The organism is Micromonospora sp. NPDC003944 (genome assembly GCF_053605225.1).
This window is the reverse complement of sequence record NZ_JBSGIV010000030.1, coordinates 13,282-36,850: the sequence shown is the minus strand read 5'-3', so window position 1 is coordinate 36,850 and position 23,569 is coordinate 13,282. Positions and strand designations below refer to the sequence as shown.

Annotated in this window: 21 protein-coding genes and 1 riboswitch; of the genes, 13 read left to right on the top strand and 8 right to left on the bottom strand. The window is 72.0% G+C overall.

The genetic code is table 11. The annotated features are described in order from the left end of the window. The first annotated feature begins 49 nt into the window (after nt 1–49). Entirely contained in the window at nt 50–1,510 is a 1,461-nt protein-coding gene (locus ACWER9_RS16795) for a menaquinone biosynthesis decarboxylase (RefSeq protein WP_452302677.1), read from the top strand. Further along, on the top strand, nt 1,510–2,421 hold the full coding sequence (gene mqnP / locus ACWER9_RS16790) for a menaquinone biosynthesis prenyltransferase MqnP (protein WP_452302676.1): 912 nt from the start codon (nt 1,510–1,512) through the stop codon (nt 2,419–2,421). The genes ACWER9_RS16795 and mqnP overlap by 1 nt, the downstream gene beginning before the upstream one ends. On the opposite strand, the gene ACWER9_RS16785 is transcribed toward mqnP, so the two are convergent. Next, nucleotides 2,410–3,393 (bottom strand): terpene synthase family protein, encoded by a 984-nt coding sequence (locus ACWER9_RS16785; RefSeq protein WP_452302675.1) that lies wholly within the window; start codon nt 3,391–3,393, stop codon nt 2,410–2,412. The two genes, mqnP and ACWER9_RS16785, sit on opposite strands and share 12 nt — an antisense overlap. A 151-nt stretch (nt 3,394–3,544) precedes the next feature. On the opposite strand from ACWER9_RS16785, the gene ACWER9_RS16780 reads away from it, so the two are divergent. Continuing rightward, nucleotides 3,545–4,174 (top strand): UbiX family flavin prenyltransferase, encoded by a 630-nt coding sequence (locus tag ACWER9_RS16780; protein WP_452302674.1) that lies wholly within the window; start codon nt 3,545–3,547, stop codon nt 4,172–4,174. Between the two features lie 133 nt (nt 4,175–4,307). On the opposite strand, the gene ACWER9_RS16775 is transcribed toward ACWER9_RS16780, so the two are convergent. Beyond that, a complete protein-coding gene (locus tag ACWER9_RS16775; RefSeq protein ID WP_007454516.1) occupies nt 4,308–4,574 on the bottom strand; it encodes a BldC family transcriptional regulator in 267 nt (88 codons plus the stop codon). A gap of 270 nt (nt 4,575–4,844) precedes the next feature. Between ACWER9_RS16775 and ACWER9_RS16770 the strand changes: the two genes are divergently transcribed. Genes ACWER9_RS16770 through ACWER9_RS16760 form a run of 3 tightly spaced genes read left to right on the top strand, consistent with a single transcriptional unit; the run spans nt 4,845 to nt 7,299 of the window. Continuing rightward, the gene (locus ACWER9_RS16770) at nt 4,845–5,303 is read left to right on the top strand and encodes an Lrp/AsnC family transcriptional regulator (protein ID WP_452302673.1); all 459 of its coding nucleotides are present in this window, start codon (nt 4,845–4,847) and stop codon (nt 5,301–5,303) included. A 54-nt stretch (nt 5,304–5,357) separates the two neighbouring features. Further along, entirely contained in the window at nt 5,358–6,185 is an 828-nt protein-coding gene (locus ACWER9_RS16765) for an SDR family NAD(P)-dependent oxidoreductase (protein WP_452302672.1), read from the top strand. Between the two features lie 22 nt (nt 6,186–6,207). Next, a complete protein-coding gene (locus tag ACWER9_RS16760; protein WP_452302671.1) occupies nt 6,208–7,299 on the top strand; it encodes a PLP-dependent cysteine synthase family protein in 1,092 nt (363 codons plus the stop codon). Between the two features lie 7 nt (nt 7,300–7,306). Here the strand turns inward: ACWER9_RS16760 and ACWER9_RS16755 are convergent, their stop codons facing one another. From ACWER9_RS16755 to ACWER9_RS16740, 4 genes are all read right to left on the bottom strand, one after another. After that, on the bottom strand, nt 7,307–7,927 hold the full coding sequence (locus tag ACWER9_RS16755) for a putative glycolipid-binding domain-containing protein (RefSeq protein ID WP_452302714.1): 621 nt from the start codon (nt 7,925–7,927) through the stop codon (nt 7,307–7,309). A gap of 102 nt (nt 7,928–8,029) precedes the next feature. Continuing rightward, nucleotides 8,030–10,087: a DEAD/DEAH box helicase gene (locus ACWER9_RS16750; RefSeq protein ID WP_452302670.1), complete on the bottom strand. Its 2,058-nt coding sequence runs from the start codon at nt 10,085–10,087 to the stop codon at nt 8,030–8,032. Nucleotides 10,088–10,274: 187 nt separating this feature from the next. Then, nucleotides 10,275–11,897, bottom strand: a complete 1,623-nt coding sequence (locus ACWER9_RS16745) for a hypothetical protein (RefSeq protein WP_452302669.1) — start codon at nt 11,895–11,897, stop codon at nt 10,275–10,277. A 114-nt stretch (nt 11,898–12,011) separates the two neighbouring features. Continuing rightward, nucleotides 12,012–13,595 carry an NlpC/P60 family protein gene (locus tag ACWER9_RS16740; RefSeq protein ID WP_452302668.1) on the bottom strand — a complete coding sequence of 528 codons (1,584 nt, stop codon included), beginning with the start codon at nt 13,593–13,595 and terminating at the stop codon, nt 12,012–12,014. Between the two features lie 239 nt (nt 13,596–13,834). Here ACWER9_RS16740 and mqnE point away from each other — a divergent pair, with 239 nt between their 5' ends. The 3 genes from mqnE to ACWER9_RS16725 all read left to right on the top strand — a co-directional run bounded on the left by mqnE (nt 13,835) and on the right by ACWER9_RS16725 (nt 15,820). Continuing rightward, a complete protein-coding gene (gene mqnE, locus ACWER9_RS16735) occupies nt 13,835–15,004 on the top strand; it encodes an aminofutalosine synthase MqnE (RefSeq protein WP_452302667.1) in 1,170 nt (389 codons plus the stop codon). Nucleotides 15,005–15,027: 23 nt separating this feature from the next. Next, on the top strand, nt 15,028–15,465 hold the full coding sequence (locus tag ACWER9_RS16730; RefSeq protein WP_452302666.1) for a hypothetical protein: 438 nt from the start codon (nt 15,028–15,030) through the stop codon (nt 15,463–15,465). A gap of 73 nt (nt 15,466–15,538) precedes the next feature. Further along, nucleotides 15,539–15,820, top strand: coding sequence for a DUF4229 domain-containing protein (locus ACWER9_RS16725; RefSeq protein ID WP_452302665.1), 282 nt, complete (start codon nt 15,539–15,541; stop codon nt 15,818–15,820). Nucleotides 15,821–15,928: 108 nt separating this feature from the next. Here the strand turns inward: ACWER9_RS16725 and ACWER9_RS16720 are convergent, their stop codons facing one another. After that, nucleotides 15,929–17,266 carry a C39 family peptidase gene (locus tag ACWER9_RS16720; protein WP_452302664.1) on the bottom strand — a complete coding sequence of 446 codons (1,338 nt, stop codon included), beginning with the start codon at nt 17,264–17,266 and terminating at the stop codon, nt 15,929–15,931. 210 nt (nt 17,267–17,476) lie between these two features. Between ACWER9_RS16720 and ACWER9_RS16715 the strand changes: the two genes are divergently transcribed. From ACWER9_RS16715 to ACWER9_RS16700, 4 genes are all read left to right on the top strand, one after another. Continuing rightward, on the top strand, nt 17,477–19,357 hold the full coding sequence (locus ACWER9_RS16715; protein ID WP_452302663.1) for a M14 family metallopeptidase: 1,881 nt from the start codon (nt 17,477–17,479) through the stop codon (nt 19,355–19,357). A 122-nt stretch (nt 19,358–19,479) separates the two neighbouring features. Beyond that, nucleotides 19,480–19,621, top strand: a riboswitch (cobalamin riboswitch). 90 nt (nt 19,622–19,711) lie between these two features. After that, nucleotides 19,712–20,641, top strand: a complete 930-nt coding sequence (locus tag ACWER9_RS16710; protein WP_452302662.1) for an ABC transporter substrate-binding protein — start codon at nt 19,712–19,714, stop codon at nt 20,639–20,641. A 154-nt stretch (nt 20,642–20,795) separates the two neighbouring features. Further along, a complete protein-coding gene (locus ACWER9_RS16705; RefSeq protein ID WP_452302713.1) occupies nt 20,796–21,824 on the top strand; it encodes a FecCD family ABC transporter permease in 1,029 nt (342 codons plus the stop codon). Then, complete coding sequence (locus ACWER9_RS16700; protein ID WP_452302661.1) at nt 21,821–22,654, top strand: ABC transporter ATP-binding protein; 834 nt, start codon at nt 21,821–21,823, stop codon at nt 22,652–22,654. The genes ACWER9_RS16705 and ACWER9_RS16700 overlap by 4 nt, the downstream gene beginning before the upstream one ends. A 70-nt stretch (nt 22,655–22,724) precedes the next feature. On the opposite strand, the gene ACWER9_RS16695 is transcribed toward ACWER9_RS16700, so the two are convergent. Further along, nucleotides 22,725–23,489: a VOC family protein gene (locus ACWER9_RS16695; protein WP_452302660.1), complete on the bottom strand. Its 765-nt coding sequence runs from the start codon at nt 23,487–23,489 to the stop codon at nt 22,725–22,727. Nucleotides 23,490–23,569: the final 80 nt, after the last annotated feature.

The window sequence follows — 23,569 nt, the reverse complement described above, 5'->3', positions numbered from 1 at the left end:
CAGCACCCGGCTTGGGTCGTCCGGGAGCCGGTGCGGGAGACTTGGTGACATGGCTGCTCGTGGCTTCCCGTACACCGATCTCAAGGACTTCCTCGCGGCGCTCGAGCGCGCGGGGGAGTTGCGCCGGATCGACGTCCCGGTCGACCCGACCCTGGAGATCAGCGAGGTGGTCACCCGCACGGTGCGGGCCGGCGGCCCGGCGCTGCTCTTCGAGCGTCCGACCCGGGGTGAGATGCCGGTGGCGATCAACCTGTTCGGCACCGAGAAGCGGATGGCGATGGCCCTCGGCGTCGACTCGCTCGACGAGGTCGGCGCCCGGATCGGCGCGCTGGTCAAGCCGGAGCTGCCGGTCGGCTGGTCGGGCATCCGGGAGGGCCTCGGCAAGGTCATGCAGCTCAAGTCGGTGCCGCCGCGCAAGGTGAAGACCGCCCCCTGCCAGGAGGTCGTCTACCGGGGTGACGACGTCGACCTCAACCGGCTGCCGGGGTTGCAGGTCTGGCCCGACGACGGCGGGATCTTCCACAACTACGGGCTGACCCACACCAAGCACCCGGAGACCGGCAAGCGCAACCTCGGCCTGTACCGACTCCAGCAGCACGGCCGCAACACCCTGGGCATGCACTGGCAGATCCACAAGGACTCGACGGCCCACCACGCCGTCGCCGAGCGGCTCGGGCAGCGCCTGCCGGTCGCGGTCGCGATCGGCTGCGACCCGGTCGTCTCGTACGCGGCGAGCGCGCCGCTGCCGAGCGACATCGACGAGTACCTGTTCGCCGGGTTCCTGCGCGGCGAGCGGGTGGAGATGGTCGACTGCCTCACCGTGCCGTTGCAGGTGCCGGCGCACGCGCAGATCGTGCTCGAGGGCTACCTGGAGCCGGGCGAGCGGCTGCCCGAGGGGCCGTTCGGCGACCACACCGGCTTCTACACGCCTGTCGAGCCGTTCCCCGTGCTGCACATCGAGGCGATGACCATGCAGCGCAAGCCGGTCTACCACTCGATCGTCACCTCGAAGCCGCCGCAGGAGGACCACGGCCTCGGCAAGGCCACCGAGCGGATCTTCCAGCCGCTGCTCAGGCTGATGATCCCGGACATCGTCGACTACGACCTGCCGGCCGCTGGGGTCTTCCACAACTGCGCGATCGTCTCCATCCGCAAGCGCTACCCGAAGCACGCGCAGAAGGTGATGAACGCGATCTGGGGCGCGCACCTGATGTCGCTGACCAAGCTGATCGTGATCGTCGACGAGGACTGCGACGTGCACGACTACAACGAGGTGGCCTTCCGGGCCTTCGGCAATGTCGACTACGCGCGGGACCTGCTGCTGACCGAGGGTCCGGTGGACCACCTCGACCACTCGTCGTACCAGCAGTTCTGGGGCGGCAAGGCGGGCGTCGACGCGACCCGCAAGCTGCCCACCGAGGGCTACACCCGCGGTTGGCCGGAGGAGATGAGCATGAGCCCGGAGGTCACCGCCCTGGTCGACAAGCGCTGGAAGGAGTACGGGATCTGATGGCCGTCCTCGACGCACCGGCGGTGAAGCCGGGCCGAACCAGATCCTTCCTGAAGCTCGTCGCCGTCGAGCACTCCGTGTTCGCGCTGCCGTTCGCGTTCCTCTCGGCGCTGGCCGCGATGCAGGTCGACGGCGGGCGGGTCCGCTGGCTCGACCTGCTGCTGATCACCGTCGCGATGGTCGGGGCGCGGACGTTCGCGATGGCCGCCAACCGGATCCTCGACCGCAAGATCGACGCGCGGAACCCGCGTACCGCCGGTCGGGAACTGGTCACCGGAGCGGTGAGCGTGCGGACGGCCTGGACCGGCGCGGCCGTCGCGCTCGTGGTCTTCCTCGTCGCTGCCGCCCTGCTCAACCCGCTCTGCCTGATGCTCGCGCCGCTCGCGGTGGTGCCGCTTGTCGTCTACCCCTACGGCAAGCGGTTCACCAACTGGCCGCACGCCATCCTCGGGATCGCCCAGGCGGTCGGCCCGGTCGGTGCCTGGCTGGCGGTCACCGGCACCCTGAACGGCTCCGGGCCGGCCTGGGTGCTCGGCGCGGCGGTGGGGCTGTGGATCGGCGGGTTCGACCTGATCTACGCCTGCCAGGACTCCGAGATCGATCAGGAGATCGGCGTGCACAGCGTGCCCGCCCGGTACGGTCGACGCTTCGCGCTGCACGCCTCAACTGTCGCGCACGTGGTGACCTTCGCGCTGTTCATCTGGTTCGGCGCGCTGATCGGTCTCGGCTGGCTCTGGTGGATCGGGTTGGCGTTGACCGCCGTGGCGTTCGGCTACCAGCACCTGGTGGTCACCCCCACCGACCTCAGCAAGGTCAACCGGGCCTTCTTCACCGCCAACGGGTTCGTCGGCATCGCGCTGTTCCTCTTCGCCCTGCTCGACCTGGCGATCCGGCTCGGCCTACGGCCGTGAGGCTGGTGAGGTGGCGCTGACGGGGTAGCGGGCGCTCTCGAAGGTCCAGTCGACCGTCCCGCGCACGGCGTACGCGATCCCGTCGAGGTGGTCGGCGACCGCCTCGTCCAACGCCGGGCCGAACGACGGCACCGCGGCGCGCAGCGCGACGAAGCGTCGCATCGCCGCTCGCCAGCGCTCGGCCGCCCGTTCGACCGCCTCCGCCTCCGACACGGCCAGCTCGGCCTCGATGGCGAGGACCAGGTTGTGCCCGCCGGCGGTCGCCCGGTCCCGTTCCAGCGAGCCCAGGTCGTTGTACCAGGAGAGCAGGTCGTTGCCGGTGCGGGCGATCTGACGCAGCAGGGGATGGCGGTAGACCGGGTCGGGCAACGGCCGCCCGCTGACGAACTCCACGAGCGGGTACGACACCTCTGCTGCCGACGTCGACCGACGCAGCTCGACGTACTCGTCGACGCTGAGACGGCGGCCAGCCTCCTTGTTGGCGGCCTCCTGCCAGGTGCCGTCGAGGTGTCGGGCCACCGCGTCGGCGAAACGCTGCCGCCACCGGGCCGGCATCCGGCGGCGGGGCTCCCGCCAGGCCAGTACCAGCAGTCGCCGCAGCGGGCCGGTCAGCCCGGGGTGCCGCAGCCGGGTGCCGTCGCGCAGCAACGCGAGCGTGCCGTCGCGCAGCGCCCGGATCTGCTCCGGGGACAACCGGTCCGGCCCGTCGCAGGCGTCGTCGACGAGGAAGAACCAGGTGAACAGCGCGGCAAGTACCCGCAGGTCGGCCTCGGTCGCCTCCGGGTAGAGCCGCCCGGCGTACCGGGCAAAGGCTCCCCGGGACAGCCGGTGCAGCGCGGCGTCGTCAAGTCGAAGGCCGAGTTCGGGCAGCAGACCGAGCAACCAGTCCTGCACACGGTCGGCGTGTGGCGCGAGCCGGGGCGGGATCGGACATTCGGCGCGCAGCGTCCGGAGGGTCTCGCCGGTCGTCACCGATGCCTCCTCTACGAGATCGTTCCGGTGCGGGTCGCCAGCGGCAGCATCTCAGGACGGCCGGATGCGCAGCTACCCGCGGGGGATGTCGGATCGGATCATCCCCGGGGGTGCCCAACCGCCGACCGGTCCGACCAGGCAGGCTGGGGGCATGCGGGAACCATGGGTGGTCGGCGTCTCCGGTGCCTCCGGTACGCCGTACGCGGCGGCCGTCATCGGCGGACTACTCGACGCGGGCGAGCCGGTGGACCTGATCGTCTCCCGGGCGGCGCGACTCACCGTGCTCGACGAGACCGGCCGACCCTTTCGGGACGGGCACTGGGCCGACGACCTCGCCGCCTGGCTCGACCGGGACCTGGCCGCAGCGGATGTGCGGCACTGGCCCGCAGGCGACCTGGCCGCCGGGCCGAGCAGCGGCTCCTACCGGGTACGCGGGATGGCAGTGGTCCCCGCCAGCACGGCAGCCTGCGCGGGCGTCGCGATCGGGCTCTCCAAGGACCTGTTGCAGCGCGCCGCCGAGGTCAACCTCAAGGAGCGCCGTCCCGTGGTGATGGTTCCCCGGGAGACCCCGGTGACCCGCAGCCACCTGGAGCACCTCATCGCGCTGCACGACGCGGGCGCGGTGGTGTTGCCGGCCAGCCCCGGCTTCTACGGTGCCGGTGCGGCGGCCAGCGCCCAACAGTTGGTCGACTTCGTCGCCGGCAAGGTGCTTGACGCACTAGGAGTCCCGCACACCCTGTTCCGGCGGTGGTCCGGCCAGCTCGGTGCCGCACGAGACTGAGCCGTCTGCGCCGTCCGCGCGTGCCGAGCACCATAGGCCGGCTCAGCACCTGCGGTGCTGCCGCCCGGCGGTTGGCCGAAGCGGGACGCGGACCGGACTGGCGCCCGGTCCGCGTGGCGTTGTCCGCACCAGTTCAGTACATGCCGGCGTTGGCCGGACCCGGCCCCGTGGACGCTGCCGGCCCCACATTGCGTGGCTTTCCGACCTCATCCACCTCGTCCAGCATGCCCTCCCCCTCAAGCAGGGCTCGCACCTCGGATTCCCGAAACCGGCGATGCCCGCCTGGAGTCCGGATGCTTCCTATCCGGCCGGCCGCCGCCCATCTCGTCACAGTTTTCGGGTCTACCCGAAACAGCGCGGCGACCTCACCCGGTGTCAGCAGGCGATCTCCAGTGTCCACAGCCCCCTCCTCGCGTCGACGAAGCCCCCGGCTGAACACACTGCCCCCGGCTGGTGCGTAGCCCAGAGCCGTCATGAGGGACGTATGGCAATTACAGCACCAGGGACATGGCCTGTCCGCCCAAACGCGAAAAATGCACTGAGTGGGGAGTTAGTAATGTTACTGGTGCTACCTCAGCCCTGACCGGCGGTTTGCGAACAGTGACTCACCGCTCAGTCCAACGGGTACCAAGGGTCTCGCGTTACGCCTGAGCAGTTAGGGTCACTCTCTGTGGATGCCATCGACCTGAGCCTCGTCGACCTGCTGCGCGGCAACGCGCGCCTCTCGTACGCCGAGTTGGCCCGGCAGGTGGGCCTCTCCGCCCCGGCCGTGCACGAACGGGTCGGCAAGTTGGAGAGCAGTGGGGTGGTCCGGGGCTACCGGGCGGACGTGGCCCCGGAGTCGATCGGGTTGGGCGTCACCGCGCTGATCGGCATCGTCGAGGACTCCGGCGCCGACAGCGACGACATGCTCGAGTCGTTGCGGGTGCTGCCCGAGATCGAGTCCTGCTACTTCATGGCCGGCGTGGAGTCCTTCCTCCTCAAGGCGCGGGTCGGCACGATCGCCGAGCTGGAGCAGTTGATCGTGCGGTTGAACCGGACACCGGGGGTCGCCTCCACCCGGACCGCCATCGCGCTCTCCACGAAGTGGGAGAACCGCCCCCAGCCGGTCGGCCAGCCCACGGCCTGACGGCCGGCCGCGTACCCCTGGTGTCGGCCGGGCGGCCGGCGGTAGCGTGCGCCGATGACCCCGCCGGTGCGTCAGGTGGCCGTGGTGACCGGCGCTGCCGGCGGCCTGGGCCGCGCCATCGCCACCGCGCTGCACGCCGACGGCTGGTCCGTGCTGCTCACCGACCTCGACCCGGCGGCGGTGCGGACCGCCGCGGCGCCGCTCGGCGGTTGGTGGACCGCCCTGGACGTCCGGGACGAGGACGCCTGCGCCGCCGTCGCCGCGCTGGCGGCGAGCCGGGGCGACCTGGCCCTCTGGGTCAACAACGCCGGCATCCTGGTCACCGGGGCGTCGTGGGAGCAGGACGCCCCGACCCGCCGCCGGGTGTTCGACGTGAACGCCCTCGGGGCCGTCAACGGCACCCTCGCCGCGCTCACCGTGATGCGTGTGCAGGGCCACGGCCACGTGCTCAACGTCGTCTCGCTGGCCGGTCTGGTCGCCGCGCCGGGCGAGACGGTGTACGCGGCGAGCAAGCACGCCCTGCTGGCGTTCAGCCTCGGCACCCTGTCCGACCTGCGGATGGCCGGATACCGGCGGGTGCACGTCTCCTGTCTCTGCCCGGACGGCATCTGGACCCCGATGCTGCACGACCGGCTTGACGACCCGGGGGCGGTGGCCTCGTTCACCGGGTCGATGCTCACCGCGCAGCGGGTGGCGGCCCGGGCGGTCCGGTTGGCCCGCCGGCCACGTCCGGTGGTCAGCCTGCCCCGCTGGCGGGGAGCGCAGGTGCGGCTGTTGGACGCGTTGCCCAGGTTGGCCGTCGCGCTCACCCCGCTCGTCCGCGCCGCCGGCCGAGCAGGTCAGCGCCGCCAACGCCGTCGGACCGGCGCTGACCACCCCTGACCTGCTTGCTAGGTTCTCGAACGTGACTCATCTCGACAGGTGCGACGAGGCCAGCCGGACCTGGGTGACCGAGGCGATCGCCGCCGTCGAGGCGGACGCGAACCGGTCGGCCGACACCCACCTGTTGCCGTTCCCGCTGCCCCGGCAGTGGGGGATCGACCTCTACCTCAAGGACGAGTCGTCGCACCCCACCGGCTCGCTGAAGCACCGGCTGGCCCGCTCGCTGTTCCTCTACGGGCTCTGCAACGGCTGGATCGGGCCGCGCACCACGATCGTCGAGGCGTCGTCGGGTTCCACGGCGGTCTCCGAGGCGTACTTCGCCCGGATGCTCGGCCTGCCGTTCATCGCGGTGATGCCCGCCTCCACCTCGCCGGAGAAGATCGCGCAGATCGAGTTCCAGGGCGGCCGCTGCCATCTGGTCGACGACCCGGCAGGCGTGGTGGTCGAGGCCCGGTGGCTCGCCGAGGACTCCGGCGGGCACTTCATGGACCAGTTCACCTACGCCGAGCGGGCGACCGACTGGCGGGGCAACAACAACATCGCCGAGTCGATCTACGCGCAGTTGGAGCTGGAGCGGCACCCCATCCCCGCCTGGGTGGTGGTGGGCGCCGGCACCGGCGGCACCAGCGCGACGATCGGGCGGTACGCCAGGTACCGCCGGCTCGCCACGAAACTCTGCGTGGTCGACCCGGAGAACTCCGCGTTCTACCCGGCCTGGCAGGCGGCCGACTGGTCGGTGCGGACCGGCAAGGGCTCCCGCATCGAGGGGATCGGCCGCCCCACCGTGGAGGCGTCGTTCGTGCCCTCGGTCGTGGACCGGATGGTCCAGGTGCCGGACGCGGCGTCGCTCGCCGCCATGCGCGCCGGCTCGGCGCTGCTCGGCCGCCGGGTGGGCGGGTCCACCGGCACCAACCTGTGGGGTGCGTTCGGGCTGATCGCCGCGATGCTCGCCGAGGGTCGGACCGGCTCGGTGGTCACCCTGATCTGCGACCCGGGCGACAGGTACGCCGACACGTACTACGCCGACGACTGGGTGGCCGCCCAGGGCCTCGACCTGACCCCGCACCTGGCCACGATCGACCGCTTCCTGGCCAGCGGGGCCTGGCCCGTCTGAGCGCCGGTCAGCGTGGGTCGATCCGTTCGGCCAGCCCGGGGTAACGCACCACGTAGCCGCCGTCGTCCAGGTCGATGTCTGCGGTGAAGGTGCCGCTGGCGAAGCGCACCCGACCCGGCCCGAGCCCGGTGTAGATCTGCTCGGCCGGCACCACCTCCAGGCCGGGCAGCAGCACCCAGGCGACGGTGATCCGGTGTGCCACGTCTGCCGGCTCGGCCGGAATCCCGAGCCGGTGGACCGGCAGGGTATTGAACAGCGGCGAGCCACTCAGGTCGACGTCGAGGGCGTCGGCCAGCCGGTCCGGGTCGTCGGTTCCGGGCAGACCGGCCCGGGGGTGACCGGCCGCGACCAGGGCCGCGTCCAGGTCGCCCTGCTCTGCGGTGGTCACCCGCCACCGGTCGGCGGCCCGTTCCAGGGTCACCCGGCGCAGCCAGCCGAGACCCTCGGCCTCGACCTCGACGCGGGTGGTGGCCCAGTCCGGCGTGGTGCTCAGGTGGTAGCGGGCGGTCCACGGGATCGGGTCCACGGCGAGCAGGGTGCCCCGGGCCGCCAAGCCGCGGCCGTCGTCGAGCAGCACCTGCTCGCTGCCGGCGGTGTCCGTCCGGGACCAGAAGATCGTCTTCGGCATGGTCGGCATGAGGCGGACGTTACGCGACCGTGTCGACATCGGCAGGACATGCGCGAACGCCGCCGCGAAGCCTGGGCTTCGCGACGGCGTTCGGTGGATCAATCAGTGGGTACGCGCCGGCGGTCGCCCGCCGAAACCGCGCCGGTCGTCGCGCGGGCGGTCCTCGCGGGGCCGGTCGTCGCGGGGGCGATCGTCCCGGACCCGGCTCTCCGAGCGGAAACCACCCCGAGCGTCGCGGTCACCGAAGCGCCGCTCGCCGGTCGGACGGTCACCCCGCCCGTCCCGGTCGCCGAAGCGCCGTTCACCGCCCGGTCGGCCGTCCCGGTCGCCGAACTGCGGCCGGTCACCGAACCGGCGCTCGCCCTGCGGCCGGTCGCCGTAGCCCCGGGTGTCCCGATCGGCGTAACGCCGCTCGCCGGTGGGTCGGTCACCGTACCGGCGCTCGCCCTGCGGGCGGTCGCCGTACTGGCGGTCGCCCTGCGGGCGGTCACCGTAGCGGCGCTCGCCCTGGGGGCGGTCACCGTAGCGGCGCTCGCCCTGGGGGCGGTCGCCGTACTGGCGGTCGCCCTGCGGGCGGTCACCGTAGCGGCGCTCACCCTCGGGCCGGTCGCCGTAGCGGCGCTCGCCGGTCGGGCGGTCGCCGTACTGGCGGTCACCCTGCGGGCGGTCCCCGTAGCGGCGCTCGCCGGTGGGCCGGTCGCCGAAGCGCCGGTCACCCTGCGGGCGGTCGCCGTAGCGGCGCTCGCCCCCGGTGCGGTCACCGAACCGACGCGGGCCGCCGGAGCGGTCGTCGAACCGGCGCGGGCCGCCGGAGCGGTCGCCGTAGCCCCGCGGCTCCGCCTCGACGCGGACCGGGACGCCACTGGGCTCCCGAGCGCCGACCAGCTCGGCCAACGCCGCGTCGCCGACCCGGACGCGGGTCTCGGCCGGCGCGACGCCGGCCTTCTCCATCATCGCCAGGGTGGTGCGGCGCTGCTTGGGCAGCACCAGCGTGGCGACCGCGCCCGACTCGCCGGCCCGGGCGGTACGCCCCGCCCGGTGCAGGTAGTCCTTGGGATCCTTCGGCGGGTCGACGTGCAGCACGAGGGTGACCCCGTCGACGTGGATGCCCCGGGCCGCCACGTCCGTGGCGACGAGCACGTTCATCCGGCCCTCACGGAACTCGGCGAGCGTCTTGGTGCGCATTCGCTGGGTCTTACCGCCGTGCAGCCCACCGGCGCGTACGCCGACGGCCGCGAGCTGCTCGACCAGCCGGTCCACCCCGAGCTGGGTACGGGCGAAGACCATGGTCCGGCCGTCCCGGGCAGCGATCGAGGCCGCCACCGGGAACTTCTCGTGCGGCGGGATCAACAGCATGTGATGGTCCATGGTGGACACCGAGGCGGTAGACGGCGCGGTGGAGTGGGTGACCGGGTCGGTCATGAACCGCTTGACCAACGCGTCGACGTCACCGTCCAGAGTGGCCGAGAAGAGCAGCCGCTGACCGTCCGCGGGTGTCTTCGCCAGCAGCTCGGTCACCTCGGGCAGGAAGCCCATGTCGGCCATCTGGTCGGCCTCGTCGAGCACCGTGATCTCGACGTCGTCGAGCTGGCAGATGCCCCGCTCGATGAGGTCGCCGAGCCGGCCCGGGGTGGCCACGATGATCTCCACGCCACGGCGCAGCGCGTCGATCTGGCGGTCGTACGGAACACCGCCGACGGCGGTCTTGAGGAAGATGCCGACGGCCTTGCCAAGCGGCACCAGGGCGTCGTTGACCTGCATGGCCAGCTCGCGGGTGGGCACCAGGATCAGGGCGCGCGGACGCATCGGCCGGGCCCGGTTGCGGTTCGACAGCCGGGCGATCACCGGCAGGCCGAAAGCGAGCGTCTTGCCCGAGCCGGTCTGCCCGCGGCCCAGCACGTCACGACCGGCGAGCGCGTCCGGAACGGTGGCCCGCTGGATCTCGAACGGGCTGGTGATGCCCTGCTGTGCCAGCGCGCGGACCACCGGCTCGGGCAGGCCGAGGGAGGCGAAGCTGATCGGCTCGACGGTCACCGTCGGCTCGGCCTGCTCGGTGCCGGCCTCGCCGGGGACGACGTCGAACTGCTCCCGCGCGACGTCGGTCGCGGAGACTGAGTTGAAAACGGACGGAACGGTGCTGGGGTCAGCAGAGGTGGTCAAAAAAAACCTTTCGAGCGGGGCGCATCTTCGCGATGGCCCGCCGCGGCTGTACCGCCGGATCGCCCGCAAGATCGCCCAGGGGCGCGCACCACGCGCGCCGGGTCAGTGATCTCAACCAGTGTACGGCGGTCCGCCACAGCCGCCAGTCGGTTGACCGAGGGTAGTGGGCGGACTCACCATCGCCGCCTCACCCGTTGAGCACGCTGCCCACCAGACCGTCCAGGGCGTCACCGGCAAGCAGGACGACCAGGACGCTGATCGCCACCAGCAGCCCCAGGGCAGCGGCCAGGACGATCATCGCCCGGGCGTTGCTGGACCGCTCGGCCGTCGTGTCCGACCAGCCCTGGGCCAGGATGTGCCCGGTCAACGAGCCGGACGTCTCCACCGCGTTGGCGGGTATCGCGATCGTGGTGAAGCCGGCCCCCTCGCCGTTGCCGTAGACGGTGCCGGCCAGGTCGGTGCCGCCGTCGTGTCGTCCACCACGGGCGCCGGTCGCTTCCCGTCCGGCGGAGCCGACTCCCGGGTTGCTCGGCGGCGTGGTCGTTCGGGAGTTTCCGGTGCTGTTCCGGGTCGACGACGCGCTCCCGGTGGTTGAGGGTGGCCAGCTCGGCAGGGCTGGCGCGGGCACCACCGGCGGTGCGGCGGCTGCCGTTCCGGTCCAGCCGGCACCTGACGTCGGGCGGGTCGCCCCGCCGGGCGACGGCCACCCGGCCGGTGGTGCGGAGACCGAAGCGGTGGCCCGTACGCCGGGCGTGTCGGTCATCGCCGGCGGCGGCGGAAACGGCGGTGCCGGCATCGGGCCGGGCGGAGCCGGTGGTGCCGGCACCGGCGGACCGGGCGGTGGCAGCGGCGGGCTCGGCACGGGTGGCGACGGCGGGCCGGGCATGGGCGGCACCGGTGAGGGTGGTGGGCTGGGCGGCCCCGGAACGGGCGGGACCGGACCGGGCTGCGGCGCGGGTCGGGGGCCCGGCGTCGGCGCCGGACCGGGCGGGTACGGACCCGGGGCCGGCGCGGGCTCCGGCTCCGGTGGCGGTGGCTCGGTCGGCCCGGGACCGGGTGGCGTGGGCTCCGGAGTCGAGGGCTGGGCCGGCTCGGCACCTACCGGGGCAGCCCGGTAGACGGCGGGTGTGCTCTCGGGAAGATCCGGCGTGCCCAGGGCACCGGCCGTGCTGCGGCTGCTGCTCGGCACCGTGGCGCTGGCCCGGGCCGGTGCGGGGGAGTCGTTCCGCTGCCCCGGCAACGACACGTCGGCGGGGCTTGCCGAGCCGGTCGCACGGTAGGTGGTCGCGGTGACCGGAGCGCTTGCCGGCAGGTCGCTGCGGAGAGCCCCGGCGGTCACGACGCTGGCGCGTGCGCGTACCGGTGCGGCGGCCTGAACCGGACCAGCGTCGCCCGCGGCCGACGTCCCGACGGAGGCCCCGGACACGTCAGCGGCCTTGTCATCGGACGCGGCTGCGGCCTTGTCGTCGGATGCGGCGTCGACACCGGCGGACGCGTCGTCGCCGGCCGGTACGTCGTCGTCGGCGTCGGTCGAGGCGTCCGCGACAACCCGCGCGGAGCCGGTGCCCGACGGGCCGGCGTCGCCGTCAGCGGAACCGGTGTCGGCGGGGCTCGCGTCGGCCGGGCTGGTGTTGGCCGGGCTCGGGTCGGCGGGGCTGGCGTCGCTGGCGGTCACACTGGAGCCCGCCGGGCTGGCGTCGGCCGGGCTCGTGTCGCTGGTGGCCACCGGGTCGGCGGTGTCCGGCCCTGGTGGGCCGGCCTGGTCGACCACGGGGTCGACAGTCTCCGCCGGATCTCTCTGCTCGGCCATTTCCGCCCTCCGCGCCATGCTCGCACCCGGACCCGTGACGTCGAGTCGGATGTGCCTGGTTGTCACGGTGCCACAGATCTTCCCGAGCGGACAGCCGGAGTCGGTCGTGGCGGATCAGCCCGCGGTGCTGGGGCTGCCCGTCGCGCTGCCACTGCCCGTCGCGCTGGTGCTGGCCTTCGGTGTGGTCGTCGGAGACATGCTGCTCGGCGCGCTGGTCGGCGCCGAGGGCAGGGTCGTCGGAGTGTTGCCCGGGTCGTCCGACGGCTTCGGCGTGCCGCTCTTGGTCGGCGTGGGCGTCGGGCTGGTCGTCAGCGTCGGCGGCGACGTCGGGTTGGTGGTCTTCGTCGGCGTCGGCGTCGGCGTGGGCTTGGTGGTCTGTGTGGGCGTCGGCGTGGGCGTCGGCTTGGTGGTCTTCGTCGGTGACGGCGTCGGTGACGGCGGCGGCTTCGGGGTCGAGACGGGCGGGGTCGGGTTGGTCACGACCGGTGCCGGGACCGCGCCGATCACCCGGGTGGCGGCGTACAGCCTGGTCCAGCGGACAACCGAGATCTTGACGACGTCGCCGGTGGTGGGCGCCTGCACCATCTTGCCGTTGCCGATGTACATGCCGACGTGGTGGATCGTCGTCCAGCTGCTGCCCGAGGCGAAGAAGAGCAGGTCGCCGGGGAGCAGCGCGCTCTGCGGAACGGTACGGCCACGGGTGGCGGCGTACTGGTCGCGGGACACCCGGGGCAGGTCGAAGTAGTCGGCACCGGGGGACCGGTACGCCGCCCACATCAGGCCGGAGCAGTCGAACTGGTCCGGCCCCTCCTCGGACCACTTGTACGGGTCGCCGAGCTGGGCGAGCGCGTACCGGACCGCGGCCAGTGCCCGCGGGTGCGCGGCCATGCCGCTGATGTTCTGGTTGGAGACGTAGCCGGCGCCGACCTGCTGCTCGGCGGCCTCCTGCTGACGCTCGATCTGGATCAGTGCGGCGGCGTTGTCCCGGCGCAGCTTGAGCAGGCTCGCCTCGGCGGTGCGCAGCGCCGTCTCACCCGTGGTGAACTCGGTCTCGGCGGCGGCGAGCAGCTCCTTGGCCTGGCTGTGCCCCTGGTACGCGGCCTGCTCACCGGCGCGGGCCCGGGACAGCTCGCCGGCCACGCCCGTGGTGCCGCCGTCGACCTTCTCGCCGCGGGTGATCTGCTGGAGGCGGCTCAGCCCACGGATGTCCTGGGCGAGGTCGCCCGGCGGCAGGGCGGCGGCTTCCTTGATGGCCTCGCCGGCGGCGGTGTCGGCCGTCTGCTGGGCCCGGAGCAGGGCGTCCTGCGCGGTTGCAAGCGCCTTGCCGGCCGCGGTGACCTGTGCCTGCGCGTCGACGCGTTTCTGCCGGCTCACCAGCAACGCCTCGCCGAGCGCGCCGACCTGGACCTCGCCAGCGGAGATCGCGGCGGCCAGCGGGCCGTTGCCGATGTTGACCACCGGCGGGGCGGGCACGCCGGCGACCGGAGGGCCGCCGGGGAGCTGGATCGAGCCGGTGACCGCCGGCCGCGAGCCGGTGTCCGGCACGGTGGTCGGGACGCCCGGCTCGGCGTACGCGGGGGTGGCGAGCACGGCTGCGGCGATCGCGCCGAGCAGAGCGGCCCAGAGCTTCGGACGCAGGACCGGCGAGATCACCGGGCTCCGTCGTCGCATCCGTCGCCCGCGCCCGCTGTAGACCATGCCGCTCCCCGTCCGACTGCTCGTCGCCGCGCTCGGTGGGCGCGACCGTCGGGACGGTACCAGTGTGTGTGTTCCGCCCCACCTTGTTACTACCGCACCTCGCCACTCATGTCGATGCGTTGTCGGGTTACGGGAGCCTGAGAGTCTGGTGAAGTGGGTCGCTGCCGCCGACCGTGCCGCCGGCCCTGTCGGCGTCGCGACGTACGCTCGATCCGGACCGCAGGTGGAAGGGACGTGCCATGGACGCCGGACTCAAGCGTGAGCTCGAAGCGAAGGTGTACGCCGGTGAGCGGCTGACCCGGGAGGACGGGGTCGCCCTCTACGAGAGTGACGACCTGACCTGGCTGGGGCGGCTGGCGCACCACAAGCGCACCGAGCTGAACGGCGAGCGGGTGATGTTCAACGTCAACCGGCACCTCAACCTGACGAATGTCTGTTCGGCCTCCTGTGCGTACTGCTCGTTCCAGCGCAAGCCGGGCGAGAAGGACGCGTACACGATGCGCATCGACGAGGCGGTCCGCAAGGCCAAGGAGATGGAGGACGAGCAGCTCACCGAGTTGCACATCGTCAACGGCCTGCACCCGACGCTGCCCTGGCGTTACTACCCGAAGGTGCTGCGCGAGCTGAAGGCGGCGCTGCCGACGGTGAAGCTCAAGTGCTTCACGGCGACCGAGGTGCAGTGGTTCGAGAAGATCAGCGGCCTGAGCGCCGACGAGATCCTCGACGAGCTGATGGACGCCGGCCTGGAGTCGCTCACCGGTGGTGGCGCGGAGATCTTCGACTGGGAGGTCCGGCAGCACATCGTGGACCACGCCTGCCACTGGGAGGACTGGTCGCGCATCCACGCCCTGGCGCACAGCAAGGGCATGAAGACCCCGGCAACCATGCTGTACGGCCACATCGAGGAGCCCCGGCACCGCGTCGACCACGTGCTGCGGCTGCGCGAGTTGCAGGACGAGACCGGCGGCTTCGCGGTCTTCATCCCGCTGCGCTACCAGCACGACTTCGTCGACTCGGCGGACGGCAAGATCCGCAACCGGATCCAGGCGCGCACCACGATGGCCTCGCCGGCCGAGTCGCTGAAGACGTTCGCCGTGTCCAGGCTGCTCTTCGACAACGTGCCGCACCTGAAGAACTTCTGGGTGATGCACGGGCTGTCGGTGGCGCAGCTCTCGCTGAACTTCGGCGTGGACGACCTGGACGGCTCCGTCGTCGAATACAAGATCACGCACGACGCCGACTCGTACGGCACCCCGAACACCATGCACCGCGACGACCTGTTGCACCTGATCTGGGACGCCGGCTTCCAGCCCGTCGAGCGGGACACCCGCTACAACGTGGTCCGGGAGTACGACAAGGCGCCGTCGCTGGCGCAGCGGCGCGCCGAGCCACAGCAGGTCTGGGCCTGAGTCACCACGTACCCTCGCAGTCGATGACCGAGCAACGAGGACCTGAGCAGCAGGGCGGGTTTCCCCGCCGGGACGCCGAGGGGCACATCCGTACCCTGGGCGACCTTCTCGGGGTGTGCCTGGCCGGCCTGGTCATCGGCGTGCTCGCGTTGGTGCTGTTCGACTGGGCGTTCGCCTCGATGGGCGCCGGTGACTTCGGGCACACCAACGGTTGGCTGGCGGTGATCCTGCCGGCCTGGCTGTTCTGGGACGACTTCCGGGCCTGGGAGTTCGGCGCGGCCCGGGTGGTGGCGGCGGTGGTCGCCGCTGCCGTCGGGGTGTTCGCCGGGCTACTGATCGCCGGTCTGGGTGCGGGGTTGCCGCCGCTGCTCTCCGGCGCGTTGGCGGCGGGCGCGTTCACCGTGGCGTACGCGGCCCTCTGGTTCCCGGGCGTCCGCTGGCTGGCCCGCCGGACCGGCTGACCGCGACCGCCCGCCGGGCGGCTCGATCCTTCCGCCGGCAGTGGCGGGCGACGGAGAGAACGGAGTGGTGCAGGTGAGCGCCGCGCTCAAGTACACGCTGGGCCGGATCGGGCTGTTCGTCGCCGTGTTGGCGGGCCTCTGGCTTGTCGACATGAACGTGTTCCTGAAGCTGATGTTGGCGTTGGTGTTCTCCGCCGCGCTCTCCTTCTTCCTGCTGCGTGGCTGGCGGGACGAGATGGCCGGGGAGATCGCCGAGGCGACCGAGCGCCGCCGCGCGGAGAAGGAACGCCTCCGCTCCGCCCTGGCCGGCGAAGACCAACCCCCCACCCAAACCCCCGACCAGCCCTCGCGTTGATCAAGAGGTTTGCGTCACGAAACGGGCTTCCGGTGACGCAAACCTCTTGATCACCCGTCTGAGGTTGGGTTGGGGGTGGGGGTGGGTTGGGGTTGGGGTTGGGTGGGGTTACCAGTTGGTGGAGCTGGGGAGTTTGGGCCAGGGCTTTGAGGTGGGCTTGATCAGGTACGCGATGCCGCCGGAGCCACCGGAGACGCCGCCGCTGGCGTTCGTGCGCTTGGTCCGCAGCCAGATCTGCTCGAACTGCGCACGCTTGTAGACGTTGCGCACCACGTCGTTGCTCGACGAGGCGGGGTCGTTGACGATCACGTCGCCGTCGACGGTGAAGCCGACCACCACGAAGAGGTGCCCGGACGTGCCGTAGTTAGCCCCGTCCAGCTCGCTGGCGAGGAAGGACTGGCTGGTCACGACGGGGATGCCGGCGGCGATGAAGCGCTCCAGCTCGTCAAGCGAGTGCAGCCGGGTCACCCGACCCTCCAGCCCGGGGAAGCTCGCCGCGTACGCGGTGTTGAACGGCCAGTTGCCCGCGCCGTCGTACGCGTAGTCGTAGGTCATCCGGGCGGCGTGGTTGACCGTCGGGTCGGGGTAGGTCGGGTCCACCCAGGAGGTGTCGGCCGTCGAGGGCTTTCGACCCCAGTACTCCACCACCATCTCCGTCGAGGTGGGTGAGCACCACGCCTCGCCGCCGCCGTCGTACTCGGGGTAGTGCCCGGCGTGCACGTTCTGCGAGTAACGCGGCACCGGCAGCTCGACGCCCCAGGCGATGTGCCCGGCGCTCGGCGGCACGGTGAACCGGTCCGGCACGGTGGAGCTCATCGCCCCGAGCATCCGGACCACCGGCGCGGCGGTCTGGCCGGGCGCCCGGTAGAGGGTGAGCTTGAGCTGGTACGACCGCAGCAGCACCCCGGCCGCGGCGTCGTCGATGCTGAACGTGTCGGTCCAGATCGACGACCAGGGGTCGCCCTGCCGGTCGACGCTTGTCCGCTTGATGTCGGCGTCGCCGGACGCCCAGCGACCCAGCACGTACCACGGGGTCTGGTCGCCGCTCGTGTAGTTGCCCTGCATCTCCACCTGGATCCAGGTGCCGGCCGGGGTCTCCGCGTTCCAGGAGGCGATCAGCTCGGTGGCGTCGAACCCGATCCGGGTCACCGGCGAGGTCCAGGTGCCGTACTCCCAGGTGCGGGTGGCGCCGGTGTGCGGGTCCGCGTACTCCATGGTGCCGGCCGGGCGGGCCAGGGTGACGCCCGCTCGGGCGCCAGGCACGACGCGGGTGCCAGCCCGGCTGCCCCGGTGCCAGTCGGCGGGCCCGGACCAGTCCTGGTAGGTGATCTGCTCGTCGTGAGCGGGGGCCGGCGGGTGCGCCGCCAGCGCGGGCGCGGCGCTGGCGAGCAGGGTGAGCGTGGTGACGCCGGCGAGGGCGGCCGCGCGCAGGCGGGATCTGGCCATGGGTGCTCCGCGGTGTCGAGGGGGCATCGTCGCTTGTCAGTTTTCCGCTTGGAGGGAAGTTTCGCCAGATGTTGATAGGTGGAAAATCATTGCCGCCGTGATGATCCGCCTGGGATGGCAAAGGAAGCGATCAATGTTGATATGACCATGTGACAGGTGGTGAAGTGTCCTTCACCGAGCGGGATCTCCCGCCCATCGAGGAGGTAGTCCATGGCCCTCCGCCCACCCAACCCCCTCCGCCGCGTCCTGGTGCTCGCTGTCGTCACCGGGCTGGGCATCGTCACCGTCGCCGCCGGTCCGGTCGCCGCCCGACCGGCACCGGACCGCACCACCGAGCCGGCCGCCGCCGCCGGCTACCGGGTGCTCGGGCCCCGGACCCTCGCCGACCGCAACGCGGTGGCCCGCACCGGAGCCGCCATCGACTACTCCGAACACGGCGTGCTGCACATCTCGGCCACCGCGGCCGAGGCCGCCGCGATCGGCAAGCTCGGCTTCCGGCTGGAACCGCTCGCCCCGCCGCCGAACGCCGAGCGCGGCGCCGACGACTTCGGTACGCAGGCCTTCCCGCCGGCCGACTCCAACTACCACGACTACGCGGAGTTGACCGCCGTCGTGAACCAGGTCGTCGCCGACCATCCGGCGATCGCCCGCAAGATCAGCATCGGTTCGTCGTACGAGGGCCGCGACCTGATGGCGGTGAAGATCTCCGACAACGTCGGCACCGACGAGAACGAGCCGGAGATCCTGTTCAACTCCCAGCAGCACGCCCGCGAGCACCTGACCGTCGAGATGGCGATCTACCTGCTCAACCTCTTCACCGACAACTACGGCAGTGACTCCCGGATCACCAACATCGTCAACGGCCGGGAGCTCTGGATCGTGCCGACTGTCAACCCGGACGGCAGCGAGTACGACATCGCCACCGGCTCGTACCGCTCCTGGCGCAAGAACCGGCAGCCCAACAGCGGCTCGTCGAACGTCGGCACGGACCTGAACCGCAACTGGTCCTACAACTGGGGTTGCTGCGGTGGGTCGTCCGGAAGCACCTCGTCGGAGACCTACCGGGGGCCGTCGGCGTTCTCCGCACCCGAGACGCAGGCGCTGCGCAACTTCGTCAACGGCCGGGTGGTCGGTGGTGTGCAGCAGATCAAAGCCAACATCGACTTCCACACGTACTCGGAGCTGGTGCTCTGGCCGTACGGCTACACCACGGCGAACACCGCGACCGGGATGAACGCGGACCAGTACAACACCTTCGCCACCATCGGACAGCAGATGGCGGCCACCAACAACTACACCCCGGAACAGTCCAGCGACCTCTACATCACCGACGGAGACAGCCTCGACTGGATGTGGGCCACCCACAACATCTGGGCGTACACCTTCGAGATGTACCCCGGCTCGTCCGGAGGCGGCGGTTTCTACCCGCCCGACGAGGTGATCGGAGCGCAGACCTCGCGCAACCGGGAGGCGGTGCTGATCCTCAGCGAGTACGCCGACTGCCCGTACCGGGCCATCGGCAAGCAGGCCCAGTACTGCGGCGGTGGTGGCGGCACCACGGTCTGGTCGGACACCTTCGAGACCGCCACCGGCTGGACCATCAACCCGTCCGGCACCGACACCGCGACCGTCGGCGCGTTCGAGCGGGGCGCTGCCCAGGCGACCAACTCCTCCGGAGCCAAGCAGCTCACCCCGTACGCCGGGTCCAACGACCTGGTCACCGGCCGGCTGGCCGGCTCGGCAGCCGGTGACTACGACGTCGACGGCGGCGTGACGAGCGCCAGGTCCCCGGCGGTGACCCTGCCGTCGTCCGGCACGCTCACCCTCTCGCTCGCCTGGTACCTGGCGCACGGCTCGAACGCCTCGTCGGCTGACTACCTGCGGGTGAGCGTGGTGCACAACGGTGGCACCACGGCGCTGCTCACCCAGGCCGGTGCGGCAAGCAACCGCAACGGGAGCTGGGCCGTCGCCAACCTCAACCTCACCCCGTACGCCGGCCAGTCGGTCCGCGTACTCGTCGAGGCGGCGGACGCGTCCGGGGCCAGCCTGGTAGAGGCGGCTGTGGACAACGTCACCATCACGTCCTCCTGATCGGGTGGGGCCCCGTCCCGCCCCGACGGGGCCCCACCACCCGCTCCGAGCCTCCAGATCCGGGACATATCCCTCGTGCGCCACGCCTCCGGTGATCGACAGCCGCTGATCGACCCTTGATCGATCCGGCACGTCCCGGGGGTGCGCTACCGTCTTAGCGACCAGTCCGCAGCGAAGCCGGTGCTCATCCCGGCGCTGTCCCGCAACTGTGATGCCCCACCCGACGGTGGGGACGAGCCAGGTCGCCTACGGATCGGTCGCGAAACGCGCTCTCGAGGAAGGGCGCCTCGTGGGCGGGCGTACGAAAGTCCCTGTCGGCGAAGCACCACACTCCTCGACCGACAGGAGGCCCCCATGTTCAGACGTACCCCTCGGCTCTTCGCGGCGTCCCTCGCGGTCGCCGCGCTCGCCCTCGGCGCCTGCGCCGAGAAGGCCGACGACAAGCCGAGCACCGGCACGGCCGCCGCCGCCTACCCGGTCACGGTCGGCGCGCTCACCCTCGACAAGCGTCCCGAGAAGATCGTCGTGCTGTCGCCCACCGCCACCGAGATGCTCTTCGCGATCGGTGCTGGCCCGCAGGTGACCGCCGTCGACGACCAGTCGAACTACCCGACCGACGCGCCCAAGACCGACCTCTCCGCCTTCCAGCCGAACGCCGAGGCGATCGCCGGTAAGAACCCCGACCTCGTGGTGCTCTCCGACGACCGCAACAAGGTCGTCGAGCAGCTCGGCAAGCTGAAGATCCCCGTGTACCAGACCCCGGCGGCGACCACCCTCGACGACTCGTACCGGCAGATCACCGAGCTGGGCACGCTGACCGGGCACGCCGACCAGGCCACCGACGTCGTGACCCGGATGAAGGACGACATCGCCAAGCTGGTCAAGGACCTGCCGCAGCGTGCCGAGAAGCTCACCTACTTCCACGAGCTGGGCCCGGAGCTGTACAGCGCCACCAGCAAGACCTTCATCGGCTCGCTGTACAGCCAGGTCGGCCTGACCAACATCGCCGACCCGGCCGACGCGGACGGCAAGAACGCCGGCTACCCGCAGCTGTCCCAGGAGGTCATCGTCAAGGCCGACCCGGACTTCGTCTTCCTGGCCGACGCCAAGTGCTGCCAGCAGAGCGCCGACACGGTCAAGGCCCGCAGCGGCTGGGCCGGGCTCACCGCGGTGAAGAACAACCAGGTCATCGCCCTGGACGACGACATCGCCTCCCGCTGGGGCCCGCGGGTCGTGGACCTGCTCCGGGTCATCATCGACGCGGTCGCCAAGGTGCCCGCGTGAGCGTCGTCCGTCGGTGACCGGGCCGCGACAGGTGTCCGATCCGACGCCGACCGATCGGCCGACCGAAACCCCGCCGTCGTCCGAGCGGGCCGAGCCGCACACCGCAGCTCGGCCTGCCGGGCTGCTGTCCGTGGCCCGGCCCGCCGGGCTGCGCATGCGGTGGCTGGTCGCAGGGCTGTTCGCGGTACTCGTCGCGCTCGTTGCCGGGGTGTCGCTCGGCCCGGTGAGCCTGCCCCCGGGCAGCGTCGCCGCCGAGCTGCTCAACCTGCTCCCCGGGGTGCACCTCGACAGCGGACTGACCGAGCGCGAGATCGCGATCGTCACCGAGCTGCGCCTGCCCCGCGTCGTGCTGGGCCTGCTCGTCGGGGGTCTGCTCGCCCTCGCCGGCGGTTGCTACCAGGGCGTGTTCCGTAACCCGCTGGCCGACCCGTACCTGCTCGGGGTGGCTGCCGGCGCTGGCCTCGCGGTCACGGCGGCGATCGCCCTCGGCGGCGCCGGCCGGCAGGGCACCCTCTCCGGGCTGCCGATGACCATTCCGCTCGCCGCGTTCGCTGGTTCGCTGCTCGCCGTGACGATGACCTACGTGCTCGGCGCGGCCGGCGGGCGACGCGGGTCACCGGCCATGCTGATCCTGGCCGGGGTGGCGGTCTCCGCGTTCCTCTCCGCCGGGCAGACGTACCTCCTGCAACGCGACGCCGACAGCATCCAGCCGGTCTACTCCTGGCTGCTCGGCCGGCTGGCCACCGCCGGCTGGCACGACGTGCTGCTGGTGCTGCCGTACGCCGCGCTCACCACCGTGGTGGTGCTCCTGCACCGCCGCGAACTGGACGTCCTCGCGGTCGGTGACGACGAGGCGAGGAGTCTGGGCCTGCACCCGCAACGCACCCGCTACCTGTTGATCGCCGCCGCCTCCCTCGGTACCGCGGCGGCGGTCTCCGCGACAGGGCTGATCGGCTTCGTCGGCATCATCGTGCCGCACACCGTCCGGCTGATCGCCGGATCCAGCTACCGGGTGATCCTGCCGATGTCACTGCTGTTCGGCGGTGCGTTCCTGGCGCTGACCGATGTGGTGGCCCGCACCGTGGCCGCTCCGTCCGAGCTGCCGATCGGCGTGGTGACCGCCCTACTGGGTGGCCCGTTCTTCGTCCTCGTGCTGCGCACCGCCCGGCGAGCGCTGACGTGAGCCGCGAACCCGCCGCCGGTGCGCCGGCGGTTGGCGTCTCGGCCGCTGGTGCGCCGGCCGTTGAGGTACGCGGACTGCAGGTCGACCTGGGCGGCACGCCGATCCTGACCGGCGTCGACCTCAGCGTCGCCGTCGGCGAGTGGGTCACCGTGATCGGCCCGAACGGCGCCGGCAAGTCGACCCTGTTGCGCGCCGTCGGCGGCCTGCTGCCCGCGCCGGGGGCGATCACCCTCTTCGGTACGCCGAGCGCGGCGCTCCGCCGTCGGGACCGCGCCCGGGTGGTGGCCACGGTGGCACAGTCCCCGGTGGTGCCACCCGGCATGTCGGTGCTGGACTACGTGCTGCTCGGCCGTACCCCGTACATCCCGGCCCTGGGCCGGGAGTCGACCGCCGACGTCGATGCCGTGCACGAGGTACTGGGGCGGTTGGACCTCACCGGCTTCCACCGTCGCGAACTGGCCACCCTCTCCGGAGGCGAACGGCAGCGCGTGTTCCTCGCCCGCGCGCTCGCCCAGGGCGCGACGCTGCTCCTGCTCGACGAGCCGACGAGCGCGCTCGACATCGGCCACCAGCAGGACGTGCTCGAACTCGTCGACCAGCTGCGCCGCGAGCACGGCCTGACCGTCCTGGCCACGATGCACGACCTCTCGCTTGCCGGTGAGTACGCCGACCGGATGGTGATGCTCGCCGGCGGTCAGGTGGTTGCTGCCGGGACACCGCCCGAGGTGCTGACCGAGCAGCTGCTCGCCACCCACTACCGGGCCAGCGTGCGGGTGGTCCCCGGCGCCCACGGCCCCCTGGTGGTCCCCGTCCGCCCCACCCGCCCGTAGCCGCCCGGCCGGGCCCGGGGCGTGGGGCACCGCTGTCGTTGGCACGCCGGCGAACAGTTGCGCGCGTGGGTCAGGGGCCCAGGTCGATGACGGAGAAGAGGGCGCCCTGGGGGTCGCGGAGGGCGGCGAAGCGGCCCGCCGGGATGTCGCGGGGCGGGACCAGGATCGTTCCGCCCAGCTCGGAGGCGCGGGCTGCGGCGGCGTCCGCGTCGGCGACCGCGAAGTACACCGTCCAGTACGCGGGGAGGTCGGCCGGGAAGTCGTCGGCCAGCGGTGGCATCATCCCGGCGACGATCTGCGTCCCGAGCCGCCACCCGGTGTACGTCATGGCGCCCACCTCCTGGTCGTCGGGCTGCCAGCCGAACACCAGCTCGTAGAAGACCTTCGCGCCCTCGGGGTCGGGGGTGACCAGCTCGTTCCAGCTCATCGCGCCCGGCACGTTGAACACCTCGGCGCCGGCCATGGTCAGCGGCTGCCAGACGCTGAACGTGGCGCCGGCCGGGTCGGCGAAGACCGCCATCCAGCCCCGGTCGAAGACCTCGAATGGTGGTACGACGACCTGCCCGCCGGCCCGTTCGACGCGGCCGGCGACCAGTTCGGCGTCGTCGGTGGCGAGGTACGTCGACCAGATCGGGATCTGGTCCGGGATCGCGGGCGGGCCGGCGCCGGCCACCGGCTTGCCGTCGAGCAGGAAGACCGTGTAGCCGCCCGCCTCCGGCTCCGGGGTGACCTGGCCGGTCCAGCCGAACAGCTCCGGGTAGAAGCGCCGGGCGTCGGTCAGGTCCGGAGTGGCCAGGTCGGCCCAGCAGGGCGTACCCGGCGGGACGGTGCTCACGTCAAGACCCCTCTCGCCCGGGCGGCCACGGCGGCCCCCTGCCGGAATCCTGGCACCGTCCCGCCGCGGCCCGGGGCGGA